At 69.4% G+C, this 20,681-nt stretch carries 27 protein-coding genes, 4 tRNA genes and 1 pseudogene; 16 read left to right on the top strand and 16 right to left on the bottom strand.

Going from position 1 to position 20,681, the window contains the following annotated elements; translation table 11 throughout:
- Positions 1-221 precede the first annotated feature (221 nt).
- The gene (locus ACQPXD_RS44585) at positions 222-572 is read left to right on the top strand and encodes a DUF6980 family protein (protein WP_432829202.1); all 351 of its coding nucleotides are present in this window, start codon (positions 222-224) and stop codon (positions 570-572) included.
- A gap of 13 nt (positions 573-585) precedes the next feature.
- On the opposite strand, the gene ACQPXD_RS44580 is transcribed toward ACQPXD_RS44585, so the two are convergent.
- From ACQPXD_RS44580 to ACQPXD_RS44570, 3 genes are read right to left on the bottom strand one after another with little or no spacing between them, the layout of a single operon-like run.
- Positions 586-1,014, bottom strand: coding sequence for a nitroreductase/quinone reductase family protein (locus ACQPXD_RS44580; protein WP_432829200.1), 429 nt, complete (start codon positions 1,012-1,014; stop codon positions 586-588).
- A gap of 10 nt (positions 1,015-1,024) precedes the next feature.
- The gene (locus ACQPXD_RS44575; RefSeq protein ID WP_432829199.1) at positions 1,025-1,273 is read right to left on the bottom strand and encodes a hypothetical protein; all 249 of its coding nucleotides are present in this window, start codon (positions 1,271-1,273) and stop codon (positions 1,025-1,027) included.
- 5 nt (positions 1,274-1,278) lie between these two features.
- Complete coding sequence (locus tag ACQPXD_RS44570; RefSeq protein ID WP_432829197.1) at positions 1,279-3,000, bottom strand: RecQ family ATP-dependent DNA helicase; 1,722 nt, start codon at positions 2,998-3,000, stop codon at positions 1,279-1,281.
- A 190-nt stretch (positions 3,001-3,190) separates the two neighbouring features.
- Here ACQPXD_RS44570 and ACQPXD_RS44565 point away from each other — a divergent pair, with 190 nt between their 5' ends.
- Positions 3,191-4,078: a sigma-70 family RNA polymerase sigma factor gene (locus tag ACQPXD_RS44565; RefSeq protein ID WP_432829195.1), complete on the top strand. Its 888-nt coding sequence runs from the start codon at positions 3,191-3,193 to the stop codon at positions 4,076-4,078.
- A gap of 17 nt (positions 4,079-4,095) precedes the next feature.
- Here the strand turns inward: ACQPXD_RS44565 and ACQPXD_RS44560 are convergent, their stop codons facing one another.
- The 5 genes from ACQPXD_RS44560 to ACQPXD_RS44540 form a co-directional block, all read right to left on the bottom strand.
- Positions 4,096-4,557 carry a hypothetical protein gene (locus ACQPXD_RS44560; RefSeq protein ID WP_432829193.1) on the bottom strand — a complete coding sequence of 154 codons (462 nt, stop codon included), beginning with the start codon at positions 4,555-4,557 and terminating at the stop codon, positions 4,096-4,098.
- A gap of 100 nt (positions 4,558-4,657) precedes the next feature.
- Entirely contained in the window at positions 4,658-5,941 is a 1,284-nt protein-coding gene (locus tag ACQPXD_RS44555; RefSeq protein ID WP_432829191.1) for a hypothetical protein, read from the bottom strand.
- A gap of 13 nt (positions 5,942-5,954) precedes the next feature.
- The gene (locus ACQPXD_RS44550) at positions 5,955-6,398 is read right to left on the bottom strand and encodes a roadblock/LC7 domain-containing protein (RefSeq protein WP_432829189.1); all 444 of its coding nucleotides are present in this window, start codon (positions 6,396-6,398) and stop codon (positions 5,955-5,957) included.
- Positions 6,395-6,895: a hypothetical protein gene (locus tag ACQPXD_RS44545; protein ID WP_432829187.1), complete on the bottom strand. Its 501-nt coding sequence runs from the start codon at positions 6,893-6,895 to the stop codon at positions 6,395-6,397. The genes ACQPXD_RS44550 and ACQPXD_RS44545 overlap by 4 nt, the downstream gene beginning before the upstream one ends.
- Positions 6,896-7,020: 125 nt before the next feature.
- The gene (locus ACQPXD_RS44540) at positions 7,021-7,446 is read right to left on the bottom strand and encodes a hypothetical protein (RefSeq protein ID WP_432829185.1); all 426 of its coding nucleotides are present in this window, start codon (positions 7,444-7,446) and stop codon (positions 7,021-7,023) included.
- Positions 7,447-8,048: 602 nt separating this feature from the next.
- Here ACQPXD_RS44540 and ACQPXD_RS44535 point away from each other — a divergent pair.
- Complete coding sequence (locus ACQPXD_RS44535) at positions 8,049-8,468, top strand: GntR family transcriptional regulator (RefSeq protein ID WP_432829183.1); 420 nt, start codon at positions 8,049-8,051, stop codon at positions 8,466-8,468.
- Positions 8,469-9,181: 713 nt separating this feature from the next.
- On the top strand, positions 9,182-9,922 hold the full coding sequence (gene yaaA, locus ACQPXD_RS44530) for a peroxide stress protein YaaA (protein WP_432829181.1): 741 nt from the start codon (positions 9,182-9,184) through the stop codon (positions 9,920-9,922).
- A gap of 36 nt (positions 9,923-9,958) precedes the next feature.
- Here yaaA and ACQPXD_RS44525 read toward each other — a convergent pair whose 3' ends face one another.
- The 4 genes from ACQPXD_RS44525 to ACQPXD_RS44510 form a co-directional block, all read right to left on the bottom strand.
- Positions 9,959-10,216: a hypothetical protein gene (locus ACQPXD_RS44525; RefSeq protein ID WP_432829179.1), complete on the bottom strand. Its 258-nt coding sequence runs from the start codon at positions 10,214-10,216 to the stop codon at positions 9,959-9,961.
- Between the two features lie 105 nt (positions 10,217-10,321).
- Positions 10,322-10,852, bottom strand: a complete 531-nt coding sequence (locus ACQPXD_RS44520) for a hypothetical protein (protein ID WP_432829177.1) — start codon at positions 10,850-10,852, stop codon at positions 10,322-10,324.
- Between the two features lie 18 nt (positions 10,853-10,870).
- Complete coding sequence (locus ACQPXD_RS44515) at positions 10,871-11,224, bottom strand: hypothetical protein (protein ID WP_432829175.1); 354 nt, start codon at positions 11,222-11,224, stop codon at positions 10,871-10,873.
- Between the two features lie 409 nt (positions 11,225-11,633).
- Positions 11,634-11,706 (bottom strand) — tRNA-Gly (locus ACQPXD_RS44510).
- Between the two features lie 383 nt (positions 11,707-12,089).
- Here ACQPXD_RS44510 and ACQPXD_RS44505 point away from each other — a divergent pair.
- The 3 genes from ACQPXD_RS44505 (at position 12,090) to ACQPXD_RS44495 (ending at position 12,352) form a co-directional block, all read left to right on the top strand.
- Positions 12,090-12,162 (top strand) — tRNA-Gly (locus ACQPXD_RS44505).
- Positions 12,163-12,176: 14 nt separating this feature from the next.
- A tRNA-Cys gene (locus ACQPXD_RS44500) sits at positions 12,177-12,247 on the top strand.
- A gap of 33 nt (positions 12,248-12,280) precedes the next feature.
- A tRNA-Val gene (locus tag ACQPXD_RS44495) sits at positions 12,281-12,352 on the top strand.
- A gap of 57 nt (positions 12,353-12,409) precedes the next feature.
- Here the strand turns inward: ACQPXD_RS44495 and ACQPXD_RS44490 are convergent.
- A pseudogene (locus ACQPXD_RS44490) lies at positions 12,410-12,674 on the bottom strand (site-specific integrase); the annotation flags it as partial.
- A gap of 151 nt (positions 12,675-12,825) precedes the next feature.
- Between ACQPXD_RS44490 and ACQPXD_RS44485 the strand changes: the two are divergent.
- Both ACQPXD_RS44485 and ACQPXD_RS44480 read left to right on the top strand, forming a co-directional pair.
- Positions 12,826-13,158, top strand: a complete 333-nt coding sequence (locus ACQPXD_RS44485; RefSeq protein ID WP_432829173.1) for an AbrB/MazE/SpoVT family DNA-binding domain-containing protein — start codon at positions 12,826-12,828, stop codon at positions 13,156-13,158.
- Between the two features lie 22 nt (positions 13,159-13,180).
- Positions 13,181-13,564, top strand: a complete 384-nt coding sequence (locus ACQPXD_RS44480) for a PIN domain-containing protein (protein WP_432829171.1) — start codon at positions 13,181-13,183, stop codon at positions 13,562-13,564.
- A 540-nt stretch (positions 13,565-14,104) separates the two neighbouring features.
- Here ACQPXD_RS44480 and ACQPXD_RS44475 read toward each other — a convergent pair.
- Positions 14,105-14,521, bottom strand: coding sequence for a PIN domain nuclease (locus ACQPXD_RS44475; protein WP_432829169.1), 417 nt, complete (start codon positions 14,519-14,521; stop codon positions 14,105-14,107).
- A complete protein-coding gene (gene vapB, locus ACQPXD_RS44470; protein WP_432829167.1) occupies positions 14,512-14,736 on the bottom strand; it encodes a type II toxin-antitoxin system VapB family antitoxin in 225 nt (74 codons plus the stop codon). The genes ACQPXD_RS44475 and vapB overlap by 10 nt, the downstream gene beginning before the upstream one ends.
- A gap of 156 nt (positions 14,737-14,892) precedes the next feature.
- On the opposite strand from vapB, the gene ACQPXD_RS44465 reads away from it, so the two are divergent.
- The 5 genes from ACQPXD_RS44465 (at position 14,893) to ACQPXD_RS44445 (ending at position 17,070) form a co-directional block, all read left to right on the top strand.
- On the top strand, positions 14,893-15,207 hold the full coding sequence (locus tag ACQPXD_RS44465; RefSeq protein WP_432829165.1) for a helix-turn-helix domain-containing protein: 315 nt from the start codon (positions 14,893-14,895) through the stop codon (positions 15,205-15,207).
- Positions 15,204-15,674, top strand: coding sequence for a hypothetical protein (locus tag ACQPXD_RS44460; RefSeq protein ID WP_432829163.1), 471 nt, complete (start codon positions 15,204-15,206; stop codon positions 15,672-15,674). Before ACQPXD_RS44465 ends, ACQPXD_RS44460 begins: the two co-directional genes overlap by 4 nt.
- Positions 15,671-16,024 carry a hypothetical protein gene (locus tag ACQPXD_RS44455; RefSeq protein ID WP_432829161.1) on the top strand — a complete coding sequence of 118 codons (354 nt, stop codon included), beginning with the start codon at positions 15,671-15,673 and terminating at the stop codon, positions 16,022-16,024. The genes ACQPXD_RS44460 and ACQPXD_RS44455 overlap by 4 nt, the downstream gene beginning before the upstream one ends.
- 414 nt (positions 16,025-16,438) lie before the next feature.
- Positions 16,439-16,657 carry a hypothetical protein gene (locus ACQPXD_RS44450; protein WP_432829159.1) on the top strand — a complete coding sequence of 73 codons (219 nt, stop codon included), beginning with the start codon at positions 16,439-16,441 and terminating at the stop codon, positions 16,655-16,657.
- On the top strand, positions 16,654-17,070 hold the full coding sequence (locus tag ACQPXD_RS44445) for a PIN domain nuclease (RefSeq protein ID WP_432829157.1): 417 nt from the start codon (positions 16,654-16,656) through the stop codon (positions 17,068-17,070). The genes ACQPXD_RS44450 and ACQPXD_RS44445 overlap by 4 nt, the downstream gene beginning before the upstream one ends.
- 377 nt (positions 17,071-17,447) lie before the next feature.
- On the opposite strand, the gene ACQPXD_RS44440 is transcribed toward ACQPXD_RS44445, so the two are convergent.
- Positions 17,448-19,439 carry a LamG-like jellyroll fold domain-containing protein gene (locus ACQPXD_RS44440; RefSeq protein WP_432829155.1) on the bottom strand — a complete coding sequence of 664 codons (1,992 nt, stop codon included), beginning with the start codon at positions 19,437-19,439 and terminating at the stop codon, positions 17,448-17,450.
- A 513-nt stretch (positions 19,440-19,952) separates the two neighbouring features.
- On the opposite strand from ACQPXD_RS44440, the gene ACQPXD_RS44435 reads away from it, so the two are divergent.
- Both ACQPXD_RS44435 and ACQPXD_RS44430 read left to right on the top strand, forming a co-directional pair.
- Positions 19,953-20,219: a ribbon-helix-helix domain-containing protein gene (locus tag ACQPXD_RS44435; RefSeq protein WP_432829153.1), complete on the top strand. Its 267-nt coding sequence runs from the start codon at positions 19,953-19,955 to the stop codon at positions 20,217-20,219.
- Positions 20,216-20,608 (top strand): PIN domain-containing protein, encoded by a 393-nt coding sequence (locus ACQPXD_RS44430; RefSeq protein WP_432829151.1) that lies wholly within the window; start codon positions 20,216-20,218, stop codon positions 20,606-20,608. The genes ACQPXD_RS44435 and ACQPXD_RS44430 overlap by 4 nt, the downstream gene beginning before the upstream one ends.
- Positions 20,609-20,681 lie beyond the last annotated feature (73 nt).

Below are 20,681 nucleotides of genomic sequence, written 5' to 3'. Positions count from 1 at the left end.
TGGTGTCCGGCCGTTCACAGATGACGGTAAGCGCGGCCCGGCGGCGGGAAATCCCGGAAACGTGCCAGGCGCCCGGACGCGTTGTTCGAGCTTGTTGCGCGCAGCGTAACCCCTGCCACGGTGCCCGAACTATCCCCGACATGACACCTGATCAGCTACTTTTCGTCCCGGCGATGGGGCGGGTGCATACTCCTGCGGTGCTACGACATTGCTGCGACGGAATGCGCGCTCAGCTCGACCTCTCCGCTGTCGACGACGACGAAGAAGAAGATCCGTGGGACGACCCCGACGTGGTGGTCGTGTATCTGCCGAAATTCGACGAGTACGGGCTGCCCGTCCGCGACGGCGGCGCGTCGGTGATCGTGATCGGGTTCTGCCCGTGGTGCGGGGCCCGGCTGCCGCAGTCGCGGCGGGACGCCTGGTTCGACGAGATGGAGCGGCTCGGGCTTGACCCGTGGGAGGACGAGGTACCGGAGGAGTACCAGTCCGACGCCTGGTGGATCAAGGCGGCGGGCGCGGAGGGCTCGGCGCGCGAGTTCGTCGAACCCGAGAAGGTGATCAGCCCCGCCTAATCAGCCCGCCCAATCAGCCCGCCTCATCAGCCCGGCGGACGAGCTCGACGATCGGGATGCGGCGATCGATGCGGTTCTGGTGGTCGGTGAAGAACGGATACTGCTCGGCGATCCGCACGAACAACGCATCCCGGTCGGCGCCGGTCGCCGGCGTGGCCGTCGCTTTGTACTGCTCGCCGTCGACCTCCACGGTGACCGCCGGGTCGGCGACCAGGTTGCGATACCAGTCGGGGTGCTCGGGCGCGCCCGCCGCGGAGGCGATGACGAGCAGCCGGTCGTCGAGCCGGATGTACATCAGCGGCGTCGTGTAGGGCCGGCCGCTGCGCCGGCCCGTGGTGGTGAGCAGCAGCAGCGCGCGACCCCCCAACCGGCGGCCGGCGGCCCGGAACTCGGTGATGAGCCGGCGGTTGTACTCGCGGTGGTCGCTCGGCTGCTGCGTCATGCCGACTACTTTAGGCCGGACGCCTCGCCGACGACGCGGAGAGCAGCGCCTGCCACCCACGCCCGGCCTCCCGGGTCTCATGCTCGGCGCCGGCGGCGAGGAACTCCAGCAGGGCCGCGGCCTCGGCGGACACGTCGACCTGCAGCCCCACCAGGTGCTCGACCGCCTCGGCCACGCCGAGGCCGGACCGCGCGAGCAGCAGTTGCCGCGCGAGCGTGGCCCGGTTCAGCGAGCGGCGGTCGAGGACCTGCGGGGGCATGAGACCTACGCGGGCTCCAGCAGCTTCGACTTCTGCACGATGGGTACCGAGAGCGTCTTGTACCCGACCTCCTCGAACAGCACGACGACGCGGTCCTGCTCGTAGGCCATCACGGTGCCGGTGCCCCACGCGCTGTGCCGGACCTCGCTGGAGACCGGGAAGGGGCGATCCGCGTCGGCCGGCCTGGCCGTCCGGACGGTGACTTCCTCGGCGGCGACGGGCGCGGCCGGCTTGCGGAAGAACCGCTGGTACCACTTGAGGGCAGGCACGACCGGGTCGACCACGACGGTGCCGTTGGCGCAGTTGTCGCAGTGCCCGCAGGGCCGCTCCGCCTGCTCGCCGAAGTAGCCGAGCAGGGCGTTGCCGCGGCAGCCCGGGCTTTCGGCGTACCGCCGGATCATGTCGATGCGAGACTTGCGCAGCGTCTGGTGCCGCTCGAACTGCGCCAGCGCGAGCCGCGCCGCCTCGGCCGGCGTGGGCGCGTAGCGGGGCGCGGTGAGCTTGTTGCCGGGGCCCACGTCGACCGCGCCGACCTGCTCCAGCAGGCTCAGCAGCGACGTGATCCGCCGGGCCGTCAGCCCGCTGCGGGTGGCCAGGCCGGCGCGCGTGGCCGGGCCCTCGCGCAGCGCCGCGGCGAGCTGGGTGAGCTCCTTCGCGTCGGGCGCGCCGGTGGCGAAGAAGCGCTGCAGGGCCACGTCCTCCGGGCGGAAGAACAGGATCGTGCGGGCGGGCGCGCCGTCGCGGCCGGCCCGGCCGATCTCCTGCAGGTAGCTGTCCGGGGAGTCAGGCAGGGCGACGTGGTGTACCCAGCGGATGTTGGGCTTGTCCACGCCCATGCCGAAGGCGCTCGTGGCCACCATGACCGGGATCCGGTCGTCCATGAATTCGGTGTACCGCCGGCTGCGCTCGCCCGCGGACAGCCCGGCGTGGAACGCCACGGCCTCGATGCCGCGCTCGGCGAGCCGCTCCGCATACTGCTCGGCGATCGCCCGCGTCGGGGCGTAGACGATCCCGGGTTTTTCCTCGCGTTGTACCTGGGCGAGCAGGCGCTGCCAGCGCTGCTCGTCGCTCGTGCAGTGCACGGCGGCCAGCTCCAGGTTGGGCCGGTCGAGGCCGGCGACGAGGGTGAACGGGTCGCGCAGCCCGAGCGCGGCGGTGATGTCGGCGCGCACCGGCGGCGACGCGGTCGCCGTCAGCGCCACCACCGGCGGCCGTCCGAGCTCCCGGATCAGGTGTCCGAGCTGGAGATAGTCCGGTCGGAAGTCGTACCCCCAGGCAGAAACGCAATGCGCCTCGTCGACGGCCACGAGGGCGGGACGCAGCGCGCGGACCGCGGCGAGGCGCTCCGGGTTGCCCAGCTGCTCGGGGGTGATGAAGAGGAAGCGGGCGGTACCGGCGGCGACCGCCACCAGCGCGGCCTGCTGCTGGTTGGGCGTCTCGGCGGAGCTGACGCGCACCGCCTGGCCCGCCCGGCGCCGGTTGAGTCCGGCGATCTGGTCCTGCTGCAGCGCCAGCAGTGGTGAGATGACGAGCGTGGGCCCGGTCAGCAGCGTGGCCGGGACCTGATAGATGGCGGATTTCCCGCCGCCGGTGGGTAACACCACCAGGGCGTCGCGCTTCTTGAGCAGAGCGCGCATCGGCGGGAGCTGTCCGGGGCGGAGGGCCTCCCAGCCGAACTCTCGGCGGGCGGCGCGGCGCAGGCGGGGCGCGAGGGGCACAAGGTTCATCGGGCGCGACTGTACCGGTGTTCGATCTCCTCGGCGCGTTGTGCGACACGCCGAGCCTTGAGGACTCTCACCGTCTCGCAACCAAGAAGCACCCGAAAGTGACGGCGCCAGCACCCTTCGTAGTCGAATGTTCTTCGTGTCAGCAGGTGGACCGCCTGCGCGGGGTCCACTCCGACACGAGGGGGAACCGATGACAACGACCCTTGAGGGTGCCACGCTCAAGGTCCAGTTGGAAGGCCGCGAGCTCGAGGACCTCATCCGCGAGCACCTGCCGCTCGTCGGGCATCTGGTACGCCAGACGCTCGGCCGCCTGCCCGCCCACGTCAGCCGCGAGGACCTGGTCTCCGCCGGCATGGCGGCCCTGGCCGGCGCCGCGAAGGCGTTCGACCCGAGCCGGGGCATCCCGTTCGGCAGCTTCGCCACGACCAGGATCCGCGGCGCGATCCTCGACGAGCTGCGCGGCCTGGACTGGGCCAGCCGCTCGGTGCGGGCCCGCGCCCGCCAGGTCGACGCGATGCAGCAGGAGCTCATCGCGGCGCTGGGCCGCACGCCGACGAACCAGGAACTGGCCGAGGCGTTGGGCGTGAGCGTCGACGAGTTGCAGTCCATCGACGACGACGTCCAGCGGGCGGCGGTACTGTCACTGCAGGGCTTCGCCGCGGGCAGCGCCGAGGACATGGTCCCCGAGCGCGCCGCCGGCCCGGAGGACCTGATCCTGCACCGCGAGCGGATCGGCTACCTGCACAACGCCGTCGAGGCCCTCCCCGAGCGCCTGGGCAAGGTGGTCAAGGGGTACTTCTTCCAGGAGCGCCCGATGATGGAGATCGCCCACGAGCTCGGCGTGACCGAGTCCCGCGTCTCCCAGCTGCGCGCCGAGGCCCTGATGCTGCTGCGCGACGGCCTCAACACCCACCTCGACCCGGACCTGGTGCCCACGACGGACAAGCCCACCGGCTGCGTCGCCCGCCGCCGCGAGGCCTACCACGACAAGATCGCCAGCGCCGGCACCCTCAACAGCCGCCTGGCCCAGACCAACCACCACGGCATGCCCTTCACCCAGTCCGGCCGCCACGGCTAGGCCAGGCACGACCGGCCTCAGGGGATGGCGGGGTCCGGATGCTCGGCGAGCATGCGCTCGGCGGCCGGCCCGTCGATGACCTTGTTGTCGAGCAACCACTGCACTGCGCGGCGCGCGGCCCGCGCGTCGCGCAGTGCCAGGAAGACCGAGACGAGCTCCGGGTGGTCGCGGTGCAGCACGTCGCCGAACCGCCGGAACGCGCCCCGCCCCTCGATCGCCCGCTCCAGCGCCCGGCCCGCCCGCTCGTCGGAGAGCGCGGCGGCGAAGTCGACCATGTCGCGGTACCACACCCAGGACGGCAGCGGTTCGATCGGAATGAGCCCGAGGTCTTCCGGATCGGCCGGCGTCTCCCCGTCGATCCCGCCGTCGGACGTCCACAGCACCGTGCGCCCGGTCGCCGGATCGAGCACCACGCGGCTGTCGAAGTAGTCCGCGTCCTGGTCCTGCAGCGCCTGCGCGATCTCATCCAGGTCGAACATCTTCACCTCGTAGACTGCGCACCGGGATACGACTTGCGGAGTCGCATCCTACTTGACCAGCGGCTTCTACGCCGTCAGCGGCCACGCCGGCTGGGCCTGCCTACTCGGTGACGCGGGCGAGGTATTCCGGTGTGCCGTCCGGGCCGGTTATGGCCTCGTATGGCTTGCCGGTGGCGTACGGGACGGTGCGGTCGGCCAGGTGGGCCGGCGTGCCGCTGCGGTCGGCGAGCCACGCCGCCCAGGCGGGGAGCAGGGCCAGGACGTCGGCGGCGAAGTCGGCCTCGTAATAGTTGTCGATGTGGGCCGCGGTGAGGGCGACCCGGTGTGGTGAGCAGGTGTGGTAGAGGGAGGCCGGGCCTTCGATGTGCCAGGAATCGGCCAGCTCCGCGACGATCTCGTCGAGGTCGGCCGATGTGGACCGGTCGGGGTGGTGCTCCCGCAGCCAGGTGGTGAACGCGCCCGCGGCGACCGTCGCGTCGAGGGCGGGCCGCGCGGCGGTGCGGGGCCGGTCGAGCGTGTCGAGCACGACCTCGGCCAGGCGCCGGCTGCGGTGGTACTCGGCGAACTGCTCCGTGTTCTCTCCACCGGGCCGCGTAAGCCCCGGGTCGCGGGGCAGCAGCTCGTAGAGCAGCCGCAGGTCGTCGACCGGGGCGAGGACGGTCCCGTCGGCGGCCGGCGAGCCGACGCCCGCCTGCCAGTCGGCCAGTGCCTCGTCCGGGCCGGCGTGGTAGCGGCTGTGGACGGTGAAGGCCTCGTAACCGCAGGCGTCGATGTCCCACAGATACCACCGCTGCGGACCGTCGCCGGTGCGGAAGGGGGCGACAATGCCGAACCGGCTGCCGTAGGCGTCGCGGGTCCACAACACCGGGCCGGTCAGCGCCGCCCCGGGTGACCGCCGGCGGCCGGCCGGGCCGCCCAGCTCGGCGATCTGCGCCGCGGCCCGGTCGCGCAGCGGGCGGTGGACGATGCCGGCCACCGCGTGCAGCACGCGCCACGCGTCCGGCGAGGCGTCGGGCTCGGCGGTTTCGACGCCGTGAAGGGCGGCGCCGATGACGGCGGCGCCGCCGATGTGGGGACTGACATGATCATCGATCGGGGCTTCGTCGAACGTGGTCAGCATGCTGCCGATGCGGACGCACAGTTCGTCTTCGAGTTCGGCGTCGGACCGGGTCGCCGCGAGCTTGACCAGGTCCGCGACCATCGGCTCGGTGACCGCGGCCGCGAGGCCGGCCCGGTGCTCGTCCAACCGCCCGCCGTACGCGGCGAGCCCGGAGAAAGCCTCGGCCAGCTCCCGCTGCCCGCCGGACTGCTCCGGGGAGCGGCGCTGCGGTCGGGACGGCCGATTGGAGCCACGGCCCTTCTTGCGCTTCCGTGATACCGGCATTGCGACAGGATAGTCAGACGGCGCGGCCCCAGGTGAGTGCGGGCAGCGGTACGGGGTTGGCGTGCAGCAGGGTCGCAAGGCGGGGGGCGATCGCGCGGGCCTCGAGGTGGAGCCGGGCCACGTTCATGCCCTCGTCGCCGACGACCGCGAGGAGGGCCGTGTCGCCGACCGCGTACACGGTGAAGTAGCCGTGGTCGCTGTGGATGGTCGACTCGCGGTACACGCCCTGGCGCAGGGACTGGCTGCTCTGGCGGCCGACGCCGACCGCGGCGGCGGCGAGGGCGGCCAGCTCGTAGGGCTCCGGGCCCACGTCGGGGTCGAACATCAGCAGCAGTCCGTCCACGGCCGCGAGCACGCAGCCCAGGGCGCCGGTCACGCGGTCTCGCAGCGCCGACAGCTCCTGCATCATGGCGGCGACACCGGTGTCCTGCGCGACCGCGCCGCCCTCTTCCGTCACACCAACCTCCGCAACCCGGCCAGCACGCGGTCGAGTATCTCTTCGTCCATCTCAAAGGTCTCCCCGGCGAACTGCGCGAGCCACGCGGGGACCGCCGCCGTCGCGCTCCGGGCGGGCCGGGTCGCGGTGGCCTTTCTGGAGCTCCGGTGCGGCAGGCCCGGCTGCTGGGGGGCGGCCGGGAGCGCGCGGACCGGCTCCGGCGCGCTGGCCGCGGCGTCGACCAGGGTGCGCAGCTCGAGGCGGGCGAGCGCCAGGTTCGCGCTGCGCCGGTCCAGCAGGAGGTGGACGACGTGGGTATCGTCGCCTTGCGCTCCGGCGGTGCGCAGCACGTGGAACCAGGCCGGGCTGGTGATCACGAGGTCGTCCAGGACGTCCGCGCCGTCGGTCAGGCGTACCATCCGCGCGGCCACGCCGACCAGTTCGGTGAGCACGCCGACGACGTCGTCGGCGATCGGGTCCTCGGCCGTGACCGACCACACGACGGCCTCGGTCGCCACCGACACGACGGTGACCGACCGCGCTCCCTGGATCCGCATCGCCGAGCGAAGAGCGGAATGTTCCTCTGGCACGCTCCGCATACCTCCGGGGCTCTGACGTTCGCGCGGGCCTGGTTCCCGCCCGCTCAGCCCACCCCGCCGTCCAGCCTCTTCATCACCAGCCGGGCCTGTGCGAAGAGCATGCCGATGTTCACGGTACGGCGGCAGACGACGACCGCCACGATCTCGGAGTTGGTCGCGCTGCGCATGAACAGGTGCACCAGGTTCTGGCTGTTGACCAGGATCTCCTGGAAGTAGTGGCTCGTCGTGTTGATGCCGCGGCGCCGGTTGAAGACGTCCTCGATCATGACCACGTTGCGGCCCTGGAAGATGTCGAAGGTCGCCGCCGCGAGCAGGTCGAGCACCTCGTTCGGGTGGTTGTCGACGGTGTCGACGGCGAGCAGCATTCCGGTCGACATGTCGACGATGCCCGCGGCGACGCATTCGGGAACGGAGCCCCGGAAATCCTTGACCGCGTCCGTGACGACGTGGCTCATGCTTCTTTCGGACATAGCGCTCCCTCAAAACCTGAACTTGATCGATGCGCGCGCGGCGCGGGACACGGCGGCGGCGCGGTGTCGCGAACGCCGGTGGCGACGACTCAGCGGTGCAGCCCCGTCCGACTGCGGCGGAGCCGGTGGCGGGCGGCGACGATCGACCCCTCGACCGTCGTCGCGTCCCTGAGCACGGTGTTTAGGTCCACCATCGACTTGCCTCCGCAGTCCGTGTACTGCCGCCCGGGCCGGATGCCCGCAGCCGCGGCCCGGAAATGCGTGACCGGTCCGGCGCCGCACTGATCCCGGGCTGGAGCGTTGCACGCTGCTCGCCGATCGCACACAGGGCGATGGCGATAGTGCCCGATCGTCGGACGACCGAGTGATCCGAAGGCCAGATTCTGCGGCAACCCGGCCGATGCACATATGGGGACGGATCATGACCGAACGGCATCAGCTACGCGTCTTGCCGAGGCACCGTCAACGGCGGGACAACACACTACCCTGTGCCACCGCCCGACTCCAGCTTGTTGGGAAAGTTAAGCGCCTTATCCAGCTTCCGACAAAAAGATCCATAAATGGCCTTGAGGCCCTATGGCCCTCCTCGGTATTGTGGCGGCATGGTGAGTCGGGATGACGGAAGTAAGGCGCAGTACCACCAGGTGGCCGACGCGCTCCGCGAGCAGATCGCGCTCGGCCAGTACCGGGAGGGCCAGGCGCTGCCCTCCGAAAGCAGGCTCGTCGCGCTGCACGCGGTCAGCCTCATGACCATGCGGCGCGCGCTCGCGGTGCTCAGGGAGGAGGGGCTGGTCACCACCGCGCGGGGCCGGCAGGCCCGGGTACGGGCGCGCCCGCCCCGGCGGGCCGTGGCGCTGGAGGCCGGCAGCCGGTTGGTCAGCCGGATGCCGACGGCCGACGAGCGCACCGGGCTCGGGGTGGAGCACGGGGTGCCGGTACTGGAGATCCGCCGGGCCGACGGCACGATCGAGACGTTCGACGCGGAATCGGTCGAACTGGTCGTGCCTTTGCGCTGTCGCTAGTCTTTGGCTCTTCGCTTCGCTTGAGCGCTGGTGGGGGGTTCCCACCCCACACCCCCCATGGCCGCTGCGCGGCCACTTTTTTTGCGCTGTCACTAGTCTTTGGCTCTTCGCTTCGCTTGAGCGCTGGTGGGGGGTTCCCACCCCACACCCCCATGGCCGCTGCGCGGCCACTTTTTTTGCGCTGCGCGCCCCTGCCGTCCTGGGTGCGGTGGTTTGTTGCGCCTTCGGCGCAGTGGGCGCCGTTCTTGGTCCCGCCCCATGCCCCCTATGGCCGCTGTGCGCTGTTTTCTAGTCTTTGGCTCTTTGCTTCGCTTGAGCGCCGGTGGGAGGTTCCCACCCCACACCCCCCATGGCCGCTGCGCGGCCACTTTTTTTGCGCTGCGCGCCCCTGGCGTCCTGGTTGCGGTGGTTTGTTGCGCCTTCGGCGCAGTGGGCGCCGTTCTTTGTTCCCGCCCCACGCCGCCCATGGCCGCTGTGCGGCCACTTTTTTTTGCGCTGCGCGCCCCTGGCGTCCTGGTTGCTGGCCCCTATTGCGCCTCCGGCGCAGTCGTCGCCGGTCCCTGTTGCGCCTGCGGGGCGGTGGCTGGGTTTTTTGTTGCGCCTTTGGCGCGTTTGGTTGCGGTCGTGCCCGGGGTGCTGGCTCGGCGCGTGGTACGGAGGTGGGGCGGAGGTGGCGTGGGCGGGGCGGGGGAGGGGCGCGGTAGCGTCGGCGGGTGCTCATCCTGTTGCCGCCCTCCGAGGGTAAGGCTGACGCGCCCCGGCGGGGCAAGGCGCTTGACCTCGATCGGCTGACGTTGCCTGGGCTGCGTGAGGCTCGGGAGACCGTCCTCGACGAGCTGGTGAAGCTCGGCGCTGATCCCGCGGGGGCGTTGGAGACGCTGGGGATCGGGGCCGGGCAGGCTGGCGAGGTCGAGCGGAACACCCGGGTGTACACCGCACCGGCGATGCCGGCTGGGAAGGTCTATACGGGGGTTCTCTACGAGGCGCTCGCCCTCGACGAGCTCGACGCCGCGGCGAGGCGGCGGGCGGGGCGGCAGCTGCTGATCTTCTCCGGGCTGTGGGGCGTGGTCGGGGTCGGCGACCGGATCCCGCCGTACCGTTGCTCCATCGGCATTCGCCTGCCCTCCACCGGTCCGCTCACGGCGCACTGGCGGCGGGCCCTCGCCGCGCCGCTGGACGAGTTCGCCGGCGGTGAGCTGGTGCTGGACCTGCGCTCGTCGGCGTATGCGGCGATGTGGGCCCCGCGACACGGCGTCACCGTGCGGGTACTGCACGGCGGCAAGGTCGTCAGCCACTTCAACAAGGCCACCAAGGGCCGGATCGTGCGCGCGCTGCTGCAGTCCGGCGACCGCCCGCGCACCGCGGCGAAGCTCACCGAAACGCTGCGCGCGCTTGGATATCGGGTCGAGGAACCGAAAGCCGGCCAGCTCGACATTCATGTGGAGCAGCTTTAGGAAACGCCTGCGCGGGCCCGCCATGATCGGGGAGCGTCAGGGAATGTGGACCACACGCTGACCCGACGTACCCTGCTCGGCGCGGCCGGCGCCGCGCTCACCGCCGGCGCCGTCACGGTGCCCGAAACGCTGCAGCCGATCAGCATGGCGATGCACATTCACGGCCCGTTCAGCGAGGGTCTGGCGAGCTTCTCCGCGCACCTGGAACAGGCCCGCAAGTACGCCGTCGACGTCATCTGGTGGACCGACCACGACTTCCGCATCGCGGCATTCGGACACCGGCAGGCGGTGCATTTCGACGGGCCGTCCGAGCCGGAGAACGGCATGGACTGGAAATGGACGAAGGCCGTCGAGGGCACCGTCACCGCCGCCACGACCGAGTTCGTCGCCACGCCCCATTCACCGCGCGACGGCAGCGGCAAGGCGCTGCGGCTGTCCGCCAAGGGAAAGGGCCGGCTGTGGTACCGCGGGACGGCCTGGAATGCGATGGCCAATGCCTGCATCGCCGACACGACATTGACGCTCGACGTGCTGCCGGAGACCCTCGGCGGCGACGGTGCCCTGCTGCTGGACCTGCAACTGTCCAACCACCCCGGCAAGGGTTTGCTGCGGCTGCGGTACCAGATCGGGCCGCCCGGCGAACCGTCGCACTCGGCCACCGGCGCGAGCGGCACAGTGCGGGTACCGGTAAAACCGAAACAATGGCAGACATTGACGCTCTCCCTCGTCGACGACGTCGCGAAACTGTGGCCGGACATCGCCGCCGCCGACAATGCGCTCACCGGCCTCCAACTCGGCGTGCAGCGGGCCGGCTTCGTCGCCGACCGGCTCACGTTCCGCCGCGCCCGCCGCGCCGGCCCGGCCGCCGAGCAGCTGCGGGCCGAGGTCATCGCGGCCGCCGCCCGCCGCCACGGCGCCGGCGTGACGCATTTCCGGGCGATGGAGGTTTCATTGGTACGCCACCTGAACTGGTTCGGCGGCGACCAGACCTTCCCGGCGTTTCCGACCCCGCCGATCCGCGACAACGACCCGAAGCTCACCCAGTCGATGGTGCGCTACCTCAAATCGCACGGCGGCCTGGTCTGCTGGAACCACCCGATGGACGTCGCCAAGCGCGACGAACTCGTCCGCCTCATGCTGGAGCGCGACTTCCTCGGCGTCGACCTCGTCGAGATCGGCCGAAAACCGTACGCGGACCTGCTGTGGGTGCTCGACGTGGCGGCCCGCAACGCGCTGTTCTTCACCGCAGTCGGCAGCAGCGACGACCATGAAGCGACGGATTGGGCGGCGGCCGAAGAGCACCACATCACCTACGTCTGGGCCGCCTCGAAGTCGCCCACCGACCTGCTGGCCGCGCTGCAAAAGGGCGCGGCGTGGTTCGCTGATTTGGCCCGGTACCGCGGCCGACTCGACTTGCGCAGCGGCGGCGTTTCACAGCTCGGCGCCGTGCTGCTCACCAAAAGCCCGGTGAAGGTGGACGTGATCGCCACCGGGCTACCATCCGGGGCAACTGCGGAAGTGGTGCTAGGCCCGGCCGACGAGGCGGCGACGGTACCCCAAACGGAAACCACGAAAGCGAAAACACTCACCGTGCCGCCGGGCCACTATGCGCGAGTGCAGGTCCGCTCGGCCAATGGCGACGTGATAGGCGCGTCAAACCCCATGTGGGTGCTCGCATCACGACCGAAACGGCCAATTCCCTCAGTGCGAGAGCGGACGACGGGATTCGAACCCGCGACCCTCACCTTGGCAAGGTGATGCGCTACCAGCTGCGCTACGTCCGCACTGAGAAAACACTCTAGCGCATTGCGCACCGCGGCTCTCGGCCGGGTCCACCATCCACTCACGCGCCGCGCCAGCCCCTCGCCCGCCGCTCCGGTCGGCTCGAGTTTCTTTCGCGACCGCCGTTGCCCTATCGTCGCCCCCGGCCGAGCTGCGCCTGGCCTTCGCCGGCGAGGTCCACTTCTGGACTCGTCCTGCTCACGGCGCACCGGCCACCAAGCTCAGCCAGCCACACACAGGGTTGCGAGCCGGTGCCGGCCCGGCCGCTGCACCCGCGCGAAGCCCCAGGTAGACCCCTCGGACGCGCCGAATCGGGATACCGGTTTGGCATGGGGGATGACGGTCGGCTAAAGTTTGCATCCGTCGCCAGGTAGTGGATGGCGGTGCGGACGTAGCGCAGCTGGTAGCGCATCACCTTGCCAAGGTGAGGGTCGCGGGTTCGAATCCCGTCGTCCGCTCGGGAAGTCACCACGGTGGGGTGGCCGAGAGGCGAGGCAACGGCCTGCAAAGCCGTGTACACGGGTTCAAATCCCGTTCCCACCTCGAGAAGCCACACCACAGGTGGGGCAGCTCAGAGGGCGATTGGCGCAGTGGGAGCGCGCTTCCTTGACACGGAAGAGGTCACTGGTTCAAACCCAGTATCGCCCACGCAGCTCAGAGGGCCTGTCGAGATGATCGACAGGCTTTCTTGCATGCGCTGAGTGCCTACGCTGCCTGAGTGTCTTCGGGCTCCTCGAAGATCTGGTCCATGGCGACCGCGCCGCCGAGCAGGACGGGCCGGAGTTGGTGCCGGTAGACGGCCTCCGCGACGCGCGCGCCGGCGCGGCCCGTCAGGTCGGCGATCGCCTCTATACTCATCCCCTTCGCCGAGAGCAGCGACACGAAGCTGTGCCGTAGCTCGCGGAGTGTCCGGTTCTCCGCAATCGATGCCGGAGCGTCGTGCGACCGAGCGGAGGCCGCGACGGACGTTCGCCGCAGTCGTGCGGGGCAGGCGTTCAGCCCGGCTGAAGGGAGCACCCTGCCCGGTGGCGGGGTAGCGTTGCTTGGTTACCAGACTCGAACGATGGTAACCGATCATGATACAATGGTATCCGCTCAGAAGTTCGTGTTGGGAGGCAACGGTGACTGTGGCTACGACGACTTTGGGTGAGCGAGGTCTGCTGAGGCTACCGGCTTCGGCACGTGATCAGGCGGGAATCGGCAAGGGCGACGAGATGGTCGTGATCGTTGCTGGCCCAGGCCGGATCGTGCTGACCACGAGGACCGCGATCCAGGACGAGGTGTGGTCCTTGGCCCCGGTAAACGGGGCAGCCGCGGACGTGCGGGCCGAGCGGGATGCGGACAACGCCGCGGTCGCGGCGAAACGGCGGCGCACGGAGACCGGCACTGCGGCGATCGGCGAGGAGCAGTCAGACCGGATCGGGTCCGCTTTGCTGGCACAGTTCGGAGCCTGACATGTCGGATCGGCGAGTCGTCATGGACGCGTCGGCAATCGTGGCCTGGTTGCTGAACGAACGGGGGGCGGCGACGGTTGGCCGGCTCCTGCAGTTTGCCGTGCTGCCGGCGCCGAACGTGACCGAGTCGATTCGAACAGCACGGAAGCACGGCCATCGAATGACCAGCGACCAGCTGTACTCCAGACTGGAGGCATCGTGTGCTGTGGTTGAGCCGTTCATGGATGTGGATGCGCCGCGGGCCGCCGAGTTGCTCCTGTTCGCGGACCGGCAGGCCAATGCGCAGTTGTCGCTCGGCGACGCGTTGTGCATCGCCGTGGCGGAGCGGCTTCAGCTGCCGCTTGTGGGCGACGACGGCCTCTGGACCCAGCTTCCCCTGGAAGTCGACTTTCACCAGTTCCGATAGCCGACCGCTCCGGCTTCGATGCCGTTAGAAGGCCGACGCCTTACGGCCGAGTGTCGAACTGAGTGCTGACCAGTGCACACGGTGGCGGACGATCACGGACGCAGCAGGACCGTTCGGGCAGCTAGCGCTGCAGGTTGATCCTGCTCAGACCCTGCGCAGAGATCTTTGACACGGAAGAGGTCACTGGTTCAAACCCAGTATCGCCCACCACCGAGGGGTGGAGCCTGCTCAAGGGGCTTCGCCCCTTTTCGGCGTCTCGGTGGTGGATTCCTCGCGCGGCTTCGCCGCTCCCCAGTGGGGGCTTCGCCACCCACACCCCCATGTGCGGTCGCTGCGCTTCGCAAGCCCGTTACTTGCGGTCCTTGAGGTGGCTGGTGTCGGCGGTCGCCGGGGTGCGGTCGCTGCGCTTCGCGAGCCTGTGACTTGCGGTCCTTGAGGTGGCTGGTGTCGGCGGTCGCCGGGGTGCGGTCGCTGCGCTTCGCGAGCCTGTGACTTGCGGCCTTGAGGTGGCCGGTGATCGGCCACCGTCGCCTGCGCGGGTTAGCCTGCGAGGGTTTCGACGGGCTGGTTCGTGATGGCGGCGATCAGGTCGAAGTCCTTGTCGACGGCGAGGACCGTCAGGTCCGCCTTCTCGGCGGTGGCCGCGATCAGTAGGTCGGGGATGGATGGGGCGCGGTGTTGGCCGCGGTCGGCTAGGAGCATCTGGACCTCGAAGGCGCGGTCCTCGATGGCCGGCGTCAGATGCTCGATCGGCATCAGTGCCAGCGGGGGTAATGCGAACTGCCCCCGTCCTGCCTCTCCGGACCGAGCCGAATAGCCAAGCTCAAGCCGGGTGATCGTCGAGAGCCGGACCAGCCCCCGGCTGATGCGCGCGCTCCACTCGTCGCGGTCCGCCGCCTGGCCGAGTTGCAACCGCACGTAGGCGGACTTGTCGATGAGCCAGGATGTCACCGCCATGCGGCGTCCATCACTTCAGGGTCGGCCAGATCGGCGAACACCTCTGCTGACCGTTGCCAATCATCGGCGGTGACTGTCCGCTCACCGGTCGGGGCCGTGCCCTCCTCGAATCTGCGGCGCAGGTACTCGTTCCGGGAGAGGCCGAGTTTTCCTGCCGCAGCGTCGATGCGGTCGACGGCCTCCTGGCTGAGGTCGCGGATGAGAATATTTGGCATACGGCACCTCCAGGGCTGATGATATCACGATATCACTGAGGATCGTCGCGTGCTGGCTGGAGCCTGCCGACGTGGCTCAGGTGGACCCGCCGCGGACCTGCCAAGGACTTCGTGTCGCCGGGTCGGCTGGGTCGAACGCACGGACGAGGAGGAATCATGACCGCTCGCCGGTGGAGCGACATCAGGGCGGAGGCGATGGCACGGCAGCCGTGGCTGGCCAGCGACGAGGCCGAGGCTGGACGGGCAGATATCCGAGCCGAGAACCTCGGCCGCATCCGAGGGCATGGACTTGCAGAGATGCGCAAGTCCGCTGGCCTCACTCAGGCCGAGGTCGCCGCGATGCTCGAGTTCAGCCGGGCCCGTATCTCCCAGATCGAGCATGGACAGGTTGACAGCCTGGACACGTTGCGCGCCTACGCCGAAGCGCGGGCTGGCGCGACCCCAGACTTCCGAAGTAGTGTTGAAGTATGAGCGCTGCTCCTTTGGAGTCTGTACCTTTCTCTGAGCTGCTGCGTCAGCCGGTCGAGACGACCGACCGGCTGACCCGCGCCCGAGCTTTGCGTCTGCGCCGGCGCGACGCCGCCGACCTGGTCCTGATGTCCGCCGACCGGGCCGAGGCCGAGGCCGAGGTCATCGACGTCACCGCACGCCTGCTTGCCGGCGTCGCCCGCCGCGACGCGGGTCTCTTGCGTGAGGTTCTGCCGACCGCTCTGCCCTGGGTTCGGTTTCTGCCCGCGGCGGACATCGACGCCATGGTGGACGAGTTTGTGGCCACTACAGAAGCTGCCGCAGCGATCGGCAACACCGCGCCAGTGTCACAACTGCTGATCGAGTGGCGGCACACTGCCGAAATCCACGCCGACCCCGACCTACATCGGGCTCTGACAAGCCGACCACTCGGCGACTTCGGGCCGGTGCCGCGGCCGATCGACCAGTGAGCGCCAAACGAGGCGATCGAGCGGCACCACCACCTCGCCCCAGCGGCTACGTCCTGCGCTTCGCGTCCAACGACGCGGCCAAGGGCTGGGAAGAACTGTGCCGACAAGCTGCTACGAATACTCGTGCGGCATTCGACGCGATCGAAGCCGATCCCTGCCCCGCCGCACCTACCGGCCGGCAGCATCCGCTCAAGGGTACCTTGTCCACTGACGTGTACAGCGGAAAGGCGCTGCCGCAGTGGCAGTACGAAGTCACGGCCGGAGGCCGAATCTGGTATCTGGTCGACCAGGAGACCCGCACCTGCTGGATCAAGCACGCCGGCACCGGCCATCCCAAGAAGACTGACTGAGTGCCGGGCCGCCAATGCGGTTCGCGATCGAGGCCGTTCGAGGACGAGACAGTCGGTGGCCTGGTATACCTCCAGCAATCGCTCGGCGAGCGGCGTCATGAGCAGCTCTTATCGGGCGCAAGAACGAGGGGATGTCATGACCGTCCGCCAGTGCGACCTCAAAGCCGAAGCGATGACTCGACAGCCGTGGCTGACCACCGCCGAGGCCGAGCGGGCTGAGATCCGCGCTGAGGACCTCCGTCGCATCCGAGGATCGCAGCGACCTCGGAGTGAGCAAGGCTCGGGCTGGTCCGCACTTGGCCGCCGAGCTGCGGAGCGGCCGGAAGCCGGCCTCGCTTGACAGTGGCCCCGCAGGCCCGATGTGCCTAGACTGATATACGTGTACCGGACCGTATATCGCTGTGGAGGTGCCGAATGAGCCGAACCGTGGTTGACCTTGACGAAGCGAGCCTCGCATTGGCGCAGCGGCAACTGGGAACCAAAACCAAACGGGACACGATCAATCAGGCGTTGGTGATCGCGGCCGGCACCAACGGTGAAGACCGGGCCCGGGGGCTGGCCTGGTTGCAGGAAAATGCCGGGGACTATCTGGACTTCGAGGCACTGGAAGAGTACGAGCGCTCGGGCCGGTGACCGCCTATCTGGCCGACACCTCTGCGGTGTGGCGGCTGCTGCGCGGGCAGATCGGTGAGCCGTGGCCCCGGCTGGTCGCTCAGGGTGTCGTCGCGATTTGCCCGCCGGTCGAGGCCGAGCTCATGGTCGGCGTTCGGGCGGATCGTGACTTCGAGCCGTTCGCCGCGGTGCTGCGCCGCACGTTCGGCTGGGTACCTGCGCTGGATGACCCGTGGCGGCAGGTACTCGCAGTCCAGCGGGACTTGATCAAGATCGGCCATCACCGCGGGGCGTCGCCGATGGACCTCGTGATCGCGCTGACGGCCGAGTCACACGGCCTGACCATCGCGCACGTCGACGCCGACTTCGACGCGATCGCCAAGGTGCGCCCTGGCATCGCGATGGTCCGGATCGACCAGCCGACGACTCCTTGAACCCCTGCGAAGGGGTTGAACGCCGACGGCTTCGCGATGGCGTTCAGACCGGAACGCCCCGCGCTCGGCACAGCTACCAAGGCCCGCACCGCCGCCACACGTTGACACTTGTTCGGAGGAAGACCGGGGCGATCCGGTGAGGGATGCCTCGCTCGAAGTCCCCATTCCAGGCACGCGATTGACAGACCGAAGGCCGGCGTTACGGATGCGGTGATCGCCGGGCCGGACGCGGTCTTGACGAGGGCACCGTCGCTGATGATGTGGACGAGGTGCCCGGCGAGGCGGGCGGCGGCCGATCGTGGACCGGCCGGGAGGGGGAGCGCCCAGCGCGCGGGCCCGCCACCGGTGGCGGGCCCGCGCTGGATGTGCTGGAACGGTCACGTGCCGGAGTAGGTGTCCGCGATTTCTCGGTCGTTGAGGACGCCCTGGTACACGTGGACGTCATCGATGGCACCGCCGAGGGGATGGGGGTCCGGCTGGTTGCCGATCATGAGGCTGGTTGTCGACTCGTTGCCGACCGCGCCGTGGCCGATCGTGTTCTGTCGCACGCCGTTGACGTAGAGCCGCACGTCGCCCATCGCCGCGTCGAACACGCCCGTGAGGTGTACCCATTGCCCGGTCGTGGCGACGACGTTGGAGGTCGCCTCGATGTTGACGTATCCGCCGGAGCCGTTGGGCTGGCGAACGGTGACGCCCCACTTGTGATCCGAGCCGCGGAAGTACAGGTGGAACGGGCCCTGGTTGACCACGATCTGGTCGACATTGGTGATCGTGTCGAGCTTGGCCCAGGCGGTGACCGTCACCGACTGGTCGGTGCGAAGGACGGGCCGCTCGACGTCGTCGGCCGTGTCCCACGTGCCCTTGTCGTCCCGGGTGGAGACGTAGCCGGAGACGCCGTCGAGCTGGACGCCGCCGTTGCCGTCGTGGGAGTCGTCGGTGAACCACGCCGGAGTCGTGAGCGGGTCGCCGCTCCAGGCGGGGTCGAGGGTCCAGTTCGGCACCAGCGTCGCCCTGCGGCTGAACACGGAGCCGTCCGGGGTGTTGTCGCAGTAGCACTCGCCGTCGGGGAACCGCCACGAGCCGACCTCCAGCGGCCGGGTGAGGCCGGCTTGGGCCGGGACGCCGGCGGCCGGGTTGGCGTCGGTGCCGTTGATGTCGTCGCTGACCAGGACCCGGTTCCAGACGCGGGCGTCCGCGATCTCACCGTGGAAGCGGCCACCGTCGCCGTCGTTCCAGCGGTTGCGGCCCAGGACGACGGGCCCCGTCGCGCGCCAGCCAGCACCGTGCGACGACACCCACGCCGCCGAAGGGGTGGTGGTGCCGACCAGAGAACCATCCATCCACATGCTGATCTGGTTCTGCGCCTCGTCGTACGCGCCAACCAGGAGCGTCCATCGGCCCGGCACGGCGGTACCGCTGGCCGTCGACACACCGAAGTAGGCCGGCGTCGGGATATTCCGGTCGGCTACCTGGAATCCCCACAGCATGTGCTGGCAGTCGAGGTTGAGCGTGAACGCGCTGACGTGGTTGCTGGCGGCCACATCGCTCGCGTCCATCGACATGACGGTGTAGTTGCCGCTCGTGCACCAGGCCGGTGCCATCCGCACCCACACCGCGATGCTGAACGACCCGGAGGTGTCCAGGGCGGGTACCGGCTGGCTGGCCTCACCGGAGCCGGTGAACGTCGCCGCCTGGGCACCGATGTACCGCGCGTCGGCCGTCCAGGTCACGCCGGACGTGGTCAGCGGCGATCCGGAAACCTGGTCGGTGAAGCCATGGCTGTTGATGCTGTCCAGCGGCCAGTGCGCCAGCTGCGCCGACGGAGCACCGACCAGGATGTTGTAGACGGTGGTCGGGCTGGAGCGCCCGGTGCGGTCGACACTGTAAACGGTCAGCTTGTTGATGCCGTAGTGCGGCGGGGTCAGCATGATGGTCGGCGTGGCGGCCCCCGCCGGCACGGTCACGCTGGCCGACGGCGCGTCCCAGCCGTAGACATACTTGACGACGTGCCGCCCCGCGGGCCCGGCGGGCTCGCTGAACTTGAAGCCACCCGCCACGCCCGGGCCTCCTTGCGCGGTGCAGGCGCCGATGTTGCCCGGATCGCAGCCGGTGTACACGGGCGCCGATCCCGAGGCCGTCGAGGTCACCACCGGCGCGGGTAGCGCCCTGGTGCCGACGCCGCGTCCGGCCAGCGCCTCGGCTCGGCCCCCGCAGGACTTCGCCGCGGCCCGGGCATCGGGCTGCTCGGAGACGCACCGCGGTGCCGCCGACGCCGAAGCTGGCGCCGAAACGGCCACCACCAGCAGGCTGGCCAGGACCGTGAATACAAGGACGATGTTCGCGCGGATATTTCGCCCGAAATTGGACATGACCACGATGAACCCCCGTTCGCTGAAGTCAAATGCCCGCAGAGCGTAGGTCAAGTGATCGTTCAGCGGCAATATTAGATCCGTGACGAATGGGATTGCAGGATTCGCCGTATTGTCAGCGGTTTCCGGATAATCCGGACCAAAGCTCCGGCGCTTCGGCTGTCGCTATTGCGGCCCGCCGGAGTTGGCTATTGGCTATACAACCCGCATTGCTGCCCCAGTGTGCTGTGGTGTGCCGAATTGAGGGCCGGTATTGCGTTAGCAGCAGAAGGCTAGCGGCCTCGCCCCCTGCTCCAGTCATCTCCGAGGGGGGAGGACAGGGCCGCAGCGGACGGCTAAGCGGTCACAAAGTCGCGCCAACCACGGCGTCCCTCTGCGGGTGGCATGCTTGCGTCACGGGTTGCAGGCGCTCACCCATGGGTCAACCTTGCTCGAATCTGGTTGGTGTTGTGGCTATTACTGGTGCGGGGCCATCGGTCTCATGCGCTGGCCATACCATGGTATGGTAATTGTATGGCGACGAAGAAGGTGACGGTTACCCTCCCTGAGGAGCTCGTGGAGGCACTTGGGACGGCGGCCCGCGAGGACGGCGTCGCGCTGTCGCGGCTCGTGGCCAATGCGGCGGAGTGGGAGTTGCGGCGGCGGGCGGGGCGCCGGCTGGTCAGCGACTGGCAGGACGAGCACGGGGCGTTCACGGCCGAAGAGCTCGCCGCGGCCAGGGCGGAGATGGCTACGGCCGATGCCGAGTCGTTCAGCGGATACGGGTCGGCGGCCACGTGAGCATTCCGTATGTCTACGACGCCGGTGCGCTGATCGCGATCGACGACAACAACCGGCGGATGTGGGCAATCCATCACCTGGCGATCGAAGAGGGGCGACGGCTGCTCATCCCCGCCGTCGTGGTGGGACAGGCGTGGCGCGATCCCCGCCGTCAGGTCCAGCTCGGCAAATTCCTGCACAGCTGCGAGATCGTGCCGGTCGGACTCGAACTCGCGAAGGCGGCCGGCATCCTGTGCGGCAAGGCCGGCGCCAGTGACCTCGTCGATGCCGTCGTGGTCACGATCGCGCTGGCCCACGGCGCGATCGTCTTCACCAGCGATCCAGAAGACATCGCACACCTCTCTGCCGCCGCAGACATCAAGCCGGGACTCGTGATCCGCCGACTCTGACTGCGGCGATCTTCGGCGGTCATGGATTTGGCCCTTGGTCTGTTCAGGGGTCTACGGGCCGTAGTCGCCCCCG

It is taken from the genome of Dactylosporangium sp. CA-092794 (genome assembly GCF_050948465.1).
In the GTDB taxonomy this organism is placed as follows: Bacteria; Actinomycetota; Actinomycetes; order Mycobacteriales; family Micromonosporaceae; genus Dactylosporangium.
Note: the sequence above shows the minus strand (reverse complement) of the source record. Positions and strands in the feature narration are given on the sequence as shown.

Excerpts from the sequence above, each read along its gene's own strand:
- ACQPXD_RS44585 (WP_432829202.1), top strand. The coding sequence starts at position 222 with ATGCGCGCTCAGCTCGACCTCTCCGCTGTCGACGACGACGAAGAAGAA.
- ACQPXD_RS44580 (WP_432829200.1), bottom strand. The coding sequence starts at position 1,014 with ATGACGCAGCAGCCGAGCGACCACCGCGAGTACAACCGCCGGCTCATC.
- ACQPXD_RS44575 (WP_432829199.1), bottom strand. The coding sequence starts at position 1,273 with ATGCCCCCGCAGGTCCTCGACCGCCGCTCGCTGAACCGGGCCACGCTC.
- ACQPXD_RS44570 (WP_432829197.1), bottom strand. The coding sequence starts at position 3,000 with ATGAACCTTGTGCCCCTCGCGCCCCGCCTGCGCCGCGCCGCCCGCCGA.
- ACQPXD_RS44565 (WP_432829195.1), top strand. The coding sequence starts at position 3,191 with ATGACAACGACCCTTGAGGGTGCCACGCTCAAGGTCCAGTTGGAAGGC.
- ACQPXD_RS44560 (WP_432829193.1), bottom strand. The coding sequence starts at position 4,557 with ATGTTCGACCTGGATGAGATCGCGCAGGCGCTGCAGGACCAGGACGCG.
- ACQPXD_RS44555 (WP_432829191.1), bottom strand. The coding sequence starts at position 5,941 with ATGCCGGTATCACGGAAGCGCAAGAAGGGCCGTGGCTCCAATCGGCCG.
- ACQPXD_RS44540 (WP_432829185.1), bottom strand. The coding sequence starts at position 7,446 with ATGTCCGAAAGAAGCATGAGCCACGTCGTCACGGACGCGGTCAAGGAT.
- ACQPXD_RS44535 (WP_432829183.1), top strand. The coding sequence starts at position 8,049 with ATGGTGAGTCGGGATGACGGAAGTAAGGCGCAGTACCACCAGGTGGCC.
- ACQPXD_RS44525 (WP_432829179.1), bottom strand. The coding sequence starts at position 10,216 with ATGCACCGCCTGCCGGTGTCCGAATGCCGCGATGCGGAAGTCGTGGTC.
- ACQPXD_RS44520 (WP_432829177.1), bottom strand. The coding sequence starts at position 10,852 with ATGCGTCACGCCGGCGCCGTGGCGGCGGGCGGCGGCCGCGATGACCTC.
- ACQPXD_RS44480 (WP_432829171.1), top strand. The coding sequence starts at position 13,181 with ATGGACGCGTCGGCAATCGTGGCCTGGTTGCTGAACGAACGGGGGGCG.
- ACQPXD_RS44475 (WP_432829169.1), bottom strand. The coding sequence starts at position 14,521 with ATGGCGGTGACATCCTGGCTCATCGACAAGTCCGCCTACGTGCGGTTG.
- vapB (WP_432829167.1), bottom strand. The coding sequence starts at position 14,736 with ATGCCAAATATTCTCATCCGCGACCTCAGCCAGGAGGCCGTCGACCGC.
- ACQPXD_RS44465 (WP_432829165.1), top strand. The coding sequence starts at position 14,893 with ATGACCGCTCGCCGGTGGAGCGACATCAGGGCGGAGGCGATGGCACGG.
- ACQPXD_RS44460 (WP_432829163.1), top strand. The coding sequence starts at position 15,204 with ATGAGCGCTGCTCCTTTGGAGTCTGTACCTTTCTCTGAGCTGCTGCGT.
- ACQPXD_RS44450 (WP_432829159.1), top strand. The coding sequence starts at position 16,439 with ATGAGCCGAACCGTGGTTGACCTTGACGAAGCGAGCCTCGCATTGGCG.
- ACQPXD_RS44440 (WP_432829155.1), bottom strand. The coding sequence starts at position 19,439 with ATGTCCAATTTCGGGCGAAATATCCGCGCGAACATCGTCCTTGTATTC.
- ACQPXD_RS44435 (WP_432829153.1), top strand. The coding sequence starts at position 19,953 with ATGGCGACGAAGAAGGTGACGGTTACCCTCCCTGAGGAGCTCGTGGAG.